10 protein-coding genes are annotated in these 11,714 nt (G+C 72.3%); 7 read left to right on the top strand and 3 right to left on the bottom strand.

Annotated features, from left to right (window positions below; all coding sequences use genetic code 11):
• The first annotated feature begins 4 nt into the window (after positions 1–4).
• The 5 genes from BM140_RS20585 (at position 5) to BM140_RS20610 (ending at position 5,601) form a co-directional block, all read left to right on the top strand.
• Positions 5–1,135 (top strand): DUF2336 domain-containing protein, encoded by a 1,131-nt coding sequence (locus BM140_RS20585; RefSeq protein ID WP_091950606.1) that lies wholly within the window; start codon positions 5–7, stop codon positions 1,133–1,135.
• A 269-nt stretch (positions 1,136–1,404) separates the two neighbouring features.
• Positions 1,405–1,854, top strand: coding sequence for a PadR family transcriptional regulator (locus BM140_RS20590; RefSeq protein WP_244535539.1), 450 nt, complete (start codon positions 1,405–1,407; stop codon positions 1,852–1,854).
• Positions 1,841–3,097: an MFS transporter gene (locus tag BM140_RS20595; RefSeq protein WP_091950610.1), complete on the top strand. Its 1,257-nt coding sequence runs from the start codon at positions 1,841–1,843 to the stop codon at positions 3,095–3,097. Before BM140_RS20590 ends, BM140_RS20595 begins: the two co-directional genes overlap by 14 nt.
• A 106-nt stretch (positions 3,098–3,203) precedes the next feature.
• The gene (locus BM140_RS20600) at positions 3,204–4,952 is read left to right on the top strand and encodes an ABC transporter ATP-binding protein (RefSeq protein ID WP_091950612.1); all 1,749 of its coding nucleotides are present in this window, start codon (positions 3,204–3,206) and stop codon (positions 4,950–4,952) included.
• 421 nt (positions 4,953–5,373) lie between these two features.
• Positions 5,374–5,601, top strand: a complete 228-nt coding sequence (locus BM140_RS20610; protein ID WP_091950616.1) for a hypothetical protein — start codon at positions 5,374–5,376, stop codon at positions 5,599–5,601.
• 82 nt (positions 5,602–5,683) lie between these two features.
• On the opposite strand, the gene gmk is transcribed toward BM140_RS20610, so the two are convergent.
• A complete protein-coding gene (gene gmk, locus BM140_RS20615) occupies positions 5,684–6,361 on the bottom strand; it encodes a guanylate kinase (protein ID WP_091950618.1) in 678 nt (225 codons plus the stop codon).
• 8 nt (positions 6,362–6,369) lie between these two features.
• Positions 6,370–7,233: a YicC/YloC family endoribonuclease gene (locus tag BM140_RS20620; RefSeq protein WP_091950700.1), complete on the bottom strand. Its 864-nt coding sequence runs from the start codon at positions 7,231–7,233 to the stop codon at positions 6,370–6,372.
• Between the two features lie 313 nt (positions 7,234–7,546).
• Here BM140_RS20620 and BM140_RS20625 point away from each other — a divergent pair, with 313 nt between their 5' ends.
• Positions 7,547–8,092 carry a hypothetical protein gene (locus BM140_RS20625; protein WP_091950620.1) on the top strand — a complete coding sequence of 182 codons (546 nt, stop codon included), beginning with the start codon at positions 7,547–7,549 and terminating at the stop codon, positions 8,090–8,092.
• Between the two features lie 714 nt (positions 8,093–8,806).
• A complete protein-coding gene (locus tag BM140_RS20635; RefSeq protein WP_091950623.1) occupies positions 8,807–10,600 on the top strand; it encodes a sensor histidine kinase in 1,794 nt (597 codons plus the stop codon).
• A 12-nt stretch (positions 10,601–10,612) separates the two neighbouring features.
• On the opposite strand, the gene BM140_RS20640 is transcribed toward BM140_RS20635, so the two are convergent.
• On the bottom strand, positions 10,613–11,713 hold the full coding sequence (locus BM140_RS20640; RefSeq protein ID WP_091950625.1) for a M48 family metallopeptidase: 1,101 nt from the start codon (positions 11,711–11,713) through the stop codon (positions 10,613–10,615).
• Position 11,714 lies beyond the last annotated feature (1 nt).

Genomic DNA, 11,714 nt, shown 5'->3' on the forward strand with positions numbered 1-11,714 from the left:
GACGGTGCTCGCGCGGCCCCATTCCCGGGCGCAACTCGACGCCCTCGTCGCCCGAATCGAGCGGGCCCTGCGCGACGGCGACCGGGCGCTGCAGTCGCAGCTCGTGCTGGAATCGGCCGGCCTGTTGACGAAGCGCTGGTCGCGGCTGCCCGTGGCGGACAAGCCCGCCTTCGATGCCCTGCTCCACGGCCTGTGCGCCCAGATCGATACGAACGCGCGAAAAACCTTCGCCGAGGGGCTCGCCGACCTGCGCCTCGGGCCGCCCCGCACCACGCGGGCCTTGGCCGGGGACGCGGCCACGGTCGCCGCGCCGCTGCTGAGCCGTTGCACCAGCCTGCCTCCGGAGGTGCTGGCCGAGGTGGCGGAGCGGGGTGGCGAGGCCCACCGCCTCGCCCTCGCGGCGCGGGCCGACCTCGCTCCCGCCGTCACCGACGCGCTGGTGCGCTGCGGCGGTGCCCGCGTCGCTGCCCGGCTCCTCGACAATCCCGGTGCCCGCTTCTCGCCCGACGGGCTCGGCGGGCTGCTGGCCTGCGCCCGCGAGAGCGAGGCCGTGACGCTGCGCCTCGCGCTCCGGCCGGACCTGCCGCCCGAGCAAAGCCCGGCGCTCCTCGACCTGACCCGCGTGCGGGCGCTGACCGAATTGCGCTTCGATCTCCACCGCGACGACGATCCGGACCCCGAGGATCTGATCGAGGCGGTCGCCGTGATCCTGGGGCGCGCCGTCCCCGAGCCCCGGCTCGCGCGCTTCGCCTCCTCCGACGCCTTCGTGCGCCAGCGCTTCGCCGCCGCCCCGCCCGGTCCCGTCCAGCTCGGGCGCTGGGCCGCGCTCCGCCGCACCGAGGATGTCCTGGCCGGCCTCGCCCGCGCCGCCGGTCTGCCGTTGCCGCTGGCCATCGCGGCCTTCGATGCCGCTGACCCCTCGGCCCTCGCGGCGATCCTCGGCGGGCTGGAGCATCCGTGGTCGTTGCTCAAGGCGCTGCTGATCCTGCGCCACGGCGAGGATGTCGCCGCCGCGACGACGGGGCTGGCCTACGACCGCCACCGCCGCCTGGGACCGCTCGCCGCCCGCCGGCTTGTCCGGCTTGGCGCGCTGCGGGCCGGGCATCTGGCTTTCCCCGCCGCGGACGTGGCGTAGAGCAGGCCGTGGCCTTTCGAGCACCGCGGGTGCCGCGGCTCCCCGGATAGCCGCCTCGATCCCGTCGGTCGTTCGTCGGAGGCGTCGTTTGACGATTGACAAAGATATATCTTAGACGCATCATACCGCAGAACGTAACACCATCAGCGGGGATCGTCATGCGACACGCCATGGACCACGGCCCGCATCGCGGGCGCCGCCACGGGCCTCCCGGTTGGGACGACGAAGGGTCCGGCGGCTTTAAGCGCGGCCCGAAAGGGCGGCGGCGGATGTTCGATGCCGGCGAATTGCGCCACACCCTGCTCCTGCTGATGGAAGGGGGCGAGCGCCACGGCTACGACCTGATCCGCGAGATCGAGGGGCTGACCGGCGGCGCCTATGCGCCGAGCCCCGGCACGATCTACCCGACCCTGACGCTGCTGGAGGAACTCGGCCATGTCGAGGCCAGGGCCTCGGAGGGGTCGCGCCGCCTGTTCGCGATCACCTCCGAGGGGGCCGCCCATCTGAGCGCCCACCGCGCCGAGGCCGAGGCCGCCCTGGAACGCCTGCGGGCGCTCGCCGTGGGCGAGGCGCCGTCGCCCGCCGACCCGGTCTGGCGGGCGATGCAGAACCTCAAGACGGTGCTGGGCCAGCGGCTGCCGGGCCAGTCGGAGAAGGCGTTCCTGTTCGAGGTCGCCGACATCATCGACGAGGCGGCGCGCAAAATTGAGCGCCTCTGACGCGGTCACGGGCCGGCCGGGTCCGGCGCTCCTGCTCCGGCTCGCGCCGTTCTTCTGCCTCTCGGTCACCTTCGGGGCGACGCTCGGCTTCCTGGGGAGCGGGGCGCCGCTGATCCTGCGCGTGCGCGGGATCGAACTCGCCGATGTCGGCCTGCTGCAACTCATCAACCTGCCGGTCGGCCTCACCTTCCTGTGGGCGGGCGTGGTCGACCGGTTCCGCCTGCCGCGTCTGCCGCACCGGCTCGGCTGGATCGTCGGGATGCAGGCGCTCGGCATCGCGCTGCTCGCCGTCTTGAGCTTCGGCGAGGCGTGGCCGCTCCCCGCCCTGTTCGGGCTGGCGCTCGCCGTCTTCTTCTGCCTCGCCACGATGGACGTCGCCCTCGAAGCCCTGGTGGTCGAGACGGTGGCGCCGGAGCGGCGCCCCACCGTCACCTCGGCCAAGCTCGGCGGGGCGTCGCTCGGCGGCATCGTCGGGGCGGGCGTGCTGATCGCGGCCTACGACCGGCTCGGCTGGCAGGCCGTGGTGCTCACGGTCGCCGGGCTGAACGCGCTCTGCCTGTTGCCGATCCTTTTTTACCCCGAGACCGCCCTGCGTCGCCGCTCGTCCGACGCCGCGCGGAAGAAGCTGGACTTTGCCCGGCTGCGCAGGCTCGGCGGGCGCGTGGGGGTGCTCGGCCTCTACTTCGCGGCCCTGTTCGCGCTCACCAGCGTCAACGGCTTCGCGCTGACCGATCTCGGCGTGCCGCTGGCGCAGGTCGGGCTCGTCACCATCAGTTTGTCCGCCGGCATCAACCTCGTGATGGCGCTCGTCGCCGGCCTGCTGGTGCGGCGCTTCGGCCTCGTGCCCCTCGTCACGCTCTCCGCGCTCGGCGTCGGCGCCGCCGGGCTCGCGATGTTGGTGGCCTGCGCCGCCGGCTCGGGCGGGCTCGGGATCGCGGCTGCGACCTTCGGGACGCTCGCGGCGGGCGGGCTCGGCGTGCCGGTCTTCACCATGATCTACCGCTGGGCGGAGGGACCGCAGCCGGCCACCGACTATGCGCTGCTGTTCGGCGCCGCCTTCTTCACCGCGATGCCGTGGCGGGTCGCCGCCCCGGCGCTCGCGGGCGTCGTCGGCTGGCCCACCTACTTCGCCCTGTGCCTGCCGTTCTTCGGGGTCGCCGTGTGGCTCCTGCGCCGGGCCATCACCCGCACGCTCGAGGCCGACCAAGTGGCGGCAAAGGCGGCGGCAATGGCGGCGACATGAGGGCGCCCCCGCTTCCCCGGGGCTGGTTCAGGGACCGGCCCTCCTTTATCGCCGTTCCGCGGCGTCCTCGTTCGACTCCCAAGAAATTCAGGCGACATCCCCTCCCATGCTGAAGGACTTCTTCGCCTATTATCGGCCCTACCGGACCCTGTTCCTGGTCGATTTCGGCTGCGCGGTGCTGTCCGGCCTGCTCGAACTCGGCTTCCCGATGGCGGTGAAGGCCTTCGTCGACGTGCTGCTGCCGCGCCAGGATTTCGGGATGATCATCCTGGCGGCCCTCGGCCTCGCGCTCCTCTACGTGGCCAATGCCGGCCTCATGGTGGTGGTGACCTATTGGGGCCACGTGCTCGGCATCAACATCGAGACGACGATGCGCGAGCGCGCCTTCGCGCATCTGCAGAAGCTCTCGTTCCGCTTCTTCGACGGCCAGAAGACCGGCCACCTCGTCGCCCGCGTGACGAAGGATCTCGAAGAGATCGGCGAGGTCGCCCATCACGGCCCCGAGGACGTGTTCATCGCCGTGATGACGCTGCTCGGCGCCTTCGTCCTGATGGCCTACGTGCATGCGCCGCTGGCGCTCGCCACCGCGGCGATCCTGCCGGTGATCGCCTTCGTGACGATCCGCTACGGCGGGCGCATGACCCGCAACTGGCAGGCGCAGTACGGCCGCGTCGGCGCCTTCAACGCCCGCATCGAGGAGAATGTCGGCGGCATCCGCGTGGTGAAGGCGTTTGCCAACGAGCCGCACGAGCGCGCGCTGTTCGCCACCGACAACGCCAAGTACCGCGCCGCCAAGCTCGAAGCCTACCGGCTGATGGCCGCCGCCCTCTCGATCAATTACCTGGGCCTGCGCCTCGTCCAGATCGTGGTGCTGCTCGGCGGCGCCTATTTCGTCGTGCGCGGCGACCTGACGGCGGGCGGCTTCGTCGGCTTCCTCCTGCTGGTGGGCGTGTTCTATCGGCCGCTCGAAAAGATCGGCGCGGTGGTGGAGACCTATCCGAAGGGCATCGCGGGCTTTCGCCGCTACCGCGAACTGCTCGCCACCGAGCCGGACATCGCCGACAGCCCGAACGCGATTCCCGCGCCGCCGCTCAAGGGCGACATCCGCTTCGAGGGGGTCGGCTTCGGCTATTCCGCGGACCGGCCGGTGCTACGCCATGTCGATCTCGACATCCGGGCCGGCGAGACGGTGGCTTTCGTCGGGCCTTCGGGGGCGGGCAAGACCACGCTGCTGTCGCTGATCCCGCGCTTCTACGAGGCACAATCCGGCCGCATCACCATCGACGGCCACGACATCCGCGACCTGACTCAAGGGTCGCTGCGGGCGCAGATCGGCATCGTGCAGCAGGACGTGTTCCTGTTCGCCGGCACCATCCGCGAGAACATCGCCTACGGCCGTCTCGACGCCAGCGAGGCCGAAATCCTGGAGGCGGCCGCCCGCGCCCGGCTCGACGGCCTCGTCGCCTCGCTGCCGGAGGGGCTCGACACGGTGATCGGTGAGCGCGGGGTGAAGCTGTCGGGCGGGCAGAAGCAGCGGCTCGCCATCGCCCGCGCCTTCCTCAAGAACCCGCCGATCCTGATCCTCGACGAGGCGACCTCGGCGCTGGACACCCAGACCGAGCGGGAGATCCAGGCCTCGCTCGCCGAGCTGGCGCAGGGCCGCACCACGCTGGTCATCGCTCATCGGCTGGCCACCATCCGCCACGCCGACCGCATCGTCGTGGTGGCCGAGCACGGCATCGCCGAGCAGGGCCGGCACGAGGTCCTGCTCGGCCAGGACGGCTATTACCGTCGTCTGCACGCCGCCCAGGTGGGCGACGTGTGGGAGAGTTCACCGCGGACGGCGGCGGAGTAGAAGCCTCCAACCGACGCGCTTAACCGAGTCGAAGGGGATTGCGCCTCGGTTCGCTCGCGTCTGCACGCGGCGGAATGTCCGCGAACAGGCGGGCGCAGCCGCTCGCCTGCCTGTTTCATCTCTGCAGCAGCGGGGGAGAATCCTATAAGGTTGTCGGCGAACCGACGACCATCAACGACGCTCGGCAACTGTCCCAGGACGACCGGCATCAATCCGAGCACTGGGCCTTGGGTCTCGTGGGGGCGCGAAGGTCGGCAAAGGCGAGAGGCGCCGATCGTGGGATCGACGACGGTCAGATGTCCTTCCAAGAGGGCGGTCCCGGCAGCGAGCACAGGCGAGTGCTGATCTCCGTCAAGTCCGGGGGGGCGAAGCGCGGGATGTGCGTGAACTCGCCGGCACCGTAAGTCGGGACGGAGCTGCCTTGGGTTGGCTGATCACCCTGGAGCCCATCACGAAACCGATGCAGCGCGAAGCCGCCGATGCAGGCTTTTACGTTTCCCCATGGGGAGCCCACCCGAAAATCCAGATCCGGGCTGTCGAGAGCCTGCTGGACGGAAAGGCGTTCGATGCCCCGCCCATCCAACCCGGCGGGACGACATTTCAGAAGCCGAGGCGCGTCGAGCGCAAGGAGCAAGGCACCTTGATCTGAGCCGTCGTCGCCAGCGACGAGCCTACACCGATGCGATACCACAGGCAGCCATCTTGGCCTCGCATCACCGGGCGGGCGGCGTTCAGCCGCTTTGCGTCGCCTCTGCCAACAGTCCCTCGACGAAGGCGGAAAGCCCGGTGCGGCGGCTGCGCTTGAGCCGCTCGGCGGACAGGATTGCCTGGAGCGAGCGGAAGGATTCGTCGAGGTCGTCGTTGACGATGACGTAGTCGTACTCGCTCCAGCGCTGCATCTCGTTGCGGGCGTTGGCGAGCCGGCGCTCGATCGTCTCGGGGGAATCCTCGGCGCGGCGCTCCAAGCGCTGGCGCAACTCCTGAAAACTCGGCGGCAGGATGAAGACCGTGACGACGTCGTCCTGCAGCCGCTGCCGCACCTGGCGCGTGCCCTGGTAGTCAATGTCGAAGATCATGTCCCGGCCCTGCGACAGGGTCTTTTCCACGGGGCGGCGGGGCGTGCCGTAGAAATTGCCGTGGACCTCGGCCCATTCGAGCAGGTCGTCGCGGGCGCGCAGGTCCTCGAAGGCCTCGCGGTCGATGAAGCGGTAATGGCGCCCGTCGATCTCCGAGGGACGGCGCGCCCGCGTGGTGACCGAGATCGACAGGTCGAGGCCCCAGCCGCCATCGGCCGCGATGGCCCGCGTCAGGGTCGTCTTGCCCGCCCCCGAGGGCGAGGACAGGATCAGGATCAGGCCGCGCCGCCCGGCTTTCGTCTCCTGACCGCCTTCCGTCCGACCCTGGCTCATCTCGCTTCTCACTCGACGTTCTGCACCTGCTCGCGGAATTGCTCCACCACGGCCTTCAAGTCGAGTCCGATCCGCGAGAGCGCGATGTCGCCCGCCTTGGCGCAGAGCGTGTTGGCCTCGCGGCCGAGTTCCTGCGCCAGGAAATCGAGCCGGCGCCCGATCGCGCCGCCCGATGCCAGCAGCTCGTTGGCCGCGCCGACATGGGCGCGCAGGCGGTCGAGCTCCTCGCGCACGTCGGCCTTGCCGGCGAGCAGCACCGCCTCCTGATGCAGCCGGTCGGGGTCGAGGCCGGTGCCGTCGGTGAGCGCGGCGATGCTGGCCTGGAGCCGCGCCCGCACCGCCTCCGGGCGCCGCGCCGGGCAGTCTTCCGCGGCCTGGGTCAGTCGGGCGATCTCGGCGAGCTGGCCCGTCACGATCTCCCGCAGCGAGGCGCCCTCGGCCCGGCGGGCGGCGACGAGGTCGGCCACCAAACCTTGCGCGCCCGCGGCGAGGTCGCGGTTCAGCGCCTCCGGGTCGGCGGGGCCTTCTGCCTCGACCTCGACGACGCCGCGCACCGACAGGAGCCCGTCGAGGGTCGCCGGGGCGACGCCGTCGGGCCGGGGCACCCGCGCCACGGCGGCGGCGAGGTCGGCGAGCAAGGCTTCGTCGATGCGCACCCGCGCCGCCGTCTCGGGGCGGGTCAGGGTCAGGCCGAGCTGGCACTGGCCGCGGGCCAGGGCCTTGGAGAGAGCCGCACGGGCGGCCTCGCCCGCCGCCTCGAAGCCGTTGGGCACCCGCACCCGGATGTCGAGCCCGCGGCCGTTCACGGTGCGAATCTCCCAAAGCCACTGCACCGCGCCGGTGGTGCCGGCGGCGCGGGCAAAGCCCGTCATGCTCGCGATCGAAGCCCCCGCGTCGTTCGCCCCCAAGCCTCACCCCCATCGCGGAACCGGCCCCGTCGGGCCCGGTTGCCCGCATACGCGGTTTGGACGGGCCAGCGCAACGCGGGGCGAACTCTGTCGATGCGTGCGGCGCACCCATTGCAGTGCGGTCGTGAACGCCCAAAAAACAGGCACGGCCAAATCCTGCGCAGTAGCCCGTTGTCGAGGCAGGCGCGAATACTGTGCATCATCTTGACGCTTATTGAGTGAATTTCTAGCTTCCGACTCGACAGCGAATTTCCGGACCTTCCCTGGAGGACCGACCGTGACGAACCCGTTCGATATCAAGAACCGTTTCCGTGCCCGGCTGCGCGCCGCCGACGCGCAGAAGAACCGTCTGCGCGCCCGTCTCCTGGAGGAGGGGACGCGGGCGCTGGCGCCGGTCTCGGAGGCGCTGACCCTGATGGCCGAGGTGCTGGAGGAGGACGGCGTCGCCCATGGCCGGATCGACTGCCCGGCCCCGGAGGTCGATCGCGACGACTTCGTCGGCTTCACCGCCACCCTGCGCGACGCCGCCGACAAGGAGCACCGCATCGCCGTGAGGTACGGCCCGGTGCTCGGCGGGCGCAACTACATCGCGGTGACGGGACTCAGCGCCGGCTACGACGAGCGCCTGGCCGCGCTCGCGAGCAACGGGGCGCCGAGCCTCGGCCGCTCCGTCGGCAGCGACCTGCATGTCGAGGCCGACCGGGGCGGCGACCTCGCCGAAGTGCTGAGGGAGATGGTCGAGGATTTCTTCGCCGGCCATGCCGAGCCGGCGATCCGCACCGGCCCGGGCGAGGGCCGGACGCGGCTGGCGCTGGTGCAATAGGGCCGACGCCCGGCATCCCGTCCCGAGCGCGCTGCCTGTCCCCCCCCCGGGAGAGGCGGCGTCTGCGTGCGTGTCTTGCGTGCGTGTCTTGCGTCGGCGCTGCCCCTCCGCCCTGCTTTCCGCACGGGGTTGGAGCGTCGGCCCGAGGGGCGGGACCGGACGCCGAGGCGATCAATCGGACAAGGACTCGGGTCCCGGCATTCCCAGGCTGCGCGCCCGGGCCGCGCGGGCCATGGCGATCAGCTCGTGGGCGGTGAGGCTGCGCAGGGGAAGGCTCTCGTCCGCCGCCGGCGCCAGGGGGGCGGGCTCAGCCGCCGCCGGCGGCGGAGGACGCAGGTCCCGGCTCGGCCAGAGGGATCGGATGCGGGATACCTTCCGGGGTGCTGCCTGCGCCATGCCGTCTCCTCGTTTGGCTGCCGGCGAGGGCAAATAGTTAAGCTTGTCCGAAGAAACATTCTTGACGGACGAGCAAGTGCCGCTTCGCGCGAGAAAATCGTACCGGGCTCCGCCGCCGTCCGGCGCCTTGATGCAACCGCACCGCGGCGCCTCAGGAAATTTGTTTCCAACCGCATCGACCATTGCCCCCCGGGGCGGGGCGGGCGATGAAGACCGCACCGGTCCGCCGCGGCCGGAGCAACGGCCCGAAAGGGGCAGCCGGCTCTCGCACGGGGCCGAGGCGGCTTCAGGGCGTGAACCCCGAGGGTGCCGCCAGCGATGCCGACCGACGCCGAGCGGGTCCAGCCGATCTCGTCCTCCGCCGGGACGCTCGCGGGGACCCGCTTCGTCCGTTCGTGGCCGGTGCTGCCGCTGCGCCTCGTCCTGGCGCTCGCCTTCGGCACCCTCGGCCTCGTCTCGACGCTGGTGCTCGCCCTCCTCGTCCACCATCAGGCGACCGCGCGGCTGGAGGTGGAGGTCGGCGCGCAGCTCGACGAGTTGGCGGCGCATATGGCCCGGACCCTCGACCAGGGGATGTTCGAGCGCTGGCGCGACGTGCAGGTGGCGGCGGCCCTCGACACCCTGCGCGAGCCGGGCGTGCCGCTGCCGGCCAAGCGCGCCGTGCTGGAACGGCTGCAGACGACCTATCCGGCCTACTCGATCCTGCTCCTCACCGACGCGGCCGGGCGCATCGTCGCCACCAGCAGCGGCCTGCTCGAAGGGGCCGACGTCTCGGCCCGCGACTATTTCCTGGCCGGGCGCGAGCGGCCCTTCGTGGACGACGTCCACGATGCGCGGCTTCTCGCCAAGGTGCTGCCGCAGGCCGGCGGCGAGCCGCTGCGCCTCGTCGATCTGGCCGCCCCGGTCCACGCGCCGGACGGGACGCTGGCCGGCGTCGTCGCGGCCCATCTCGATTGGGCCTGGACCCGCGAGGCGGTCGCCGCCTTCGAGCGGACGCTGACGCGCCAGCGCGCCGGCACCGAAATCCTGCTCCTGTCGCGCGACGGCGTCGTCCTGCACGGGCCGCCCGAACTGCTCAAGCGGACCCTGCCGCCCGAGACGCTGGCGGGCGCGCGCCGCCTCGGCGCCGACGCCGCCGGCCCGCGGATCGGCCCCTGGCCGGATCGGCCGGCCCCGTACCTCTTCGCCACCGAGCCGACGCGCGGTTTTCGCGACTATCCCGGCCTCGGCTGGACGGTCGCCGCGCGGGTCGATGCGGCCCGCGCGCTCGCCCCCGTGCGGGCGCTGAGCGGCACGATCGCGGTTTCGGGCCTCGCCGTGGCGCTCGCGGGGGCGGCCCTGGCGTGGTGGCTCGCCGGGCGGCTCGCGCGCCCGCTCGATGCCGTCTGCGCCCAGGCCGACCGGCTCGGGCGCGGCGAGCCGCTGGCCGTGCTGCCGCCGACGCTCGTGCGGGAGATCCGTGACATCGCGCAGGCGCTCGATGCGGCCGGGCGCGAACTGCGCCAGCGCGAGACCGGGCGCCGCCTGCTCGTGGACGAGCTGAACCACCGGGTGAAGAACACGCTCGCCACCGTGCAATCCTTCGCCTTCCAGAGTTTCCGCGGGCTCGACGGCGCCGTGGCCCGACAGCGGGAGGCGTTCGAGGGGCGGCTCCTGGCGCTCTCGGCGGCGCACAACATCCTGACGCGGGAGCAATGGGCCGGGGCCGGCCTGCATGCGGTGGTCGATGAGGTGCTGCGCCCGTTCCAGGCCGGGGGGACGCGCTTCGTGCCGTCCGGCCCGGATCTGCGCCTGCCGCCCCGCGTGGCGCTCGCCCTCGGCATGGTGCTGCATGAGCTCTGCACCAACGCGGCCAAGCACGGCGCCCTCTCGGTCCCCGAGGGCCGGGTCGCGCTCGCCTGGGAGGTGGGGGCGCCGGAGAACGGCGCCCACCGCCTCCACCTCGTCTGGCAGGAATCCGGCGGCCCCCCGGTGACGGCACCGAAGCGGCGCGGCTTCGGCTCGCGGCTGATTGAGCGGGGGTTGGCGGCCGAACTCGGCGGCCACGCCCGCATCGACTTCCCGCCCGATGGTGTCGTCTGCGAGATCTTTTCCGCCGTCGAGGCGGTGTGAGGCCCCGTCGTCCTATCCCGGCGTCTTCCCGTCCTTGGAGCCGCAGATGCCGCGCAGCGTCCGCCAATCCGCTTCGCTCAGCAGCGGAGGGGCATCCGTCTTATCGCCCGGCGTGGCCCGGATCGCCGCCGCGCGCTCGGCGGTGTAGGGGTGCGAGCGCAGGAAGCCGGTGAGCCCGCCGGGCGTCTCGTCGTGTTTTTCGGTGATGCGCTCCAGGATGGCGGCGAGCGCCCGCCCGTCGCCGCCGGCCCGATCCACGCCCGCGACCGCTGCCCGGTCCGCCGCGCGCTCGGCCTCGCGCGAATAGCCCGCCGCGATCGCCGCCTGACCGACCGCCACCAGCACGGTCGAGCCGGTGAGGTCGCCGAGCACGAGGCTCAAGAGGAACGAGGTGCCGCCCGCCCGGATCACCGAGCGCACCGGATCGCGCGCCGCGACGTGCCCGAACTCGTGGGCGAGGATGCCGGCGAATTCGTCGGCGCTCTCGGCCTTCGTGATGATGTCGGACAGGATGATCACCCGTGTGCCCGGCAGGGCCAGCGCGTTGGCGGTCGCGTGCCGCCGTACGCTGACCTGCGGCGGCGGGGACAGCGCCATGGTCTCGGCGAGCCGCCCGACCAGCCGGTCGAGGACGGCGCGGGCCTCCGGCGCCTCGCAGAGCGGCGGATCGCCGAGCAGGCCGACGATCTGCGTGTCCACCGCCTGTCCCAAGCGCGCCTCGAGCGAGGGCGGCACCAGCGGGGCGAGCAGGTTGGCGGCGGCCGGCACGCCGTAGATCGCGGTGAGCAGCACCGAGACCCCCGCGGCGACCGACCAGAGCACGAGGCGGGGCAGCCCGGTTCCGCCCCGAGTCCGGCGCAGGTCGGGGCAGCGGGCGGCCAGCGCCTCGGCGAAGGCCGCATCCTCGAACTCGACGCTGCCCGGATGTTCGGCGTGGCCGATCCGCGCCAGCGGCGGCGCCGTCTCGGCGGCGCGCAGGTCGAGCAGGCTCCAGTCGAGGCGGGCCGTCTCGCCCGCGATCTCCAGCCGCTCGCCGAGGCGCAGCCGCACGGCATGGGCCCGGGCGCTGCGCCCGTCGAAATAGAGGCCGGTGGTGGTCCGCGGTTCGCTCACC

Origin of the sequence: Methylorubrum salsuginis (assembly GCF_900114375.1) — a bacterium.
In the GTDB taxonomy this organism is placed as follows: Bacteria; Pseudomonadota; Alphaproteobacteria; order Rhizobiales; family Beijerinckiaceae; genus Methylobacterium; species Methylobacterium salsuginis.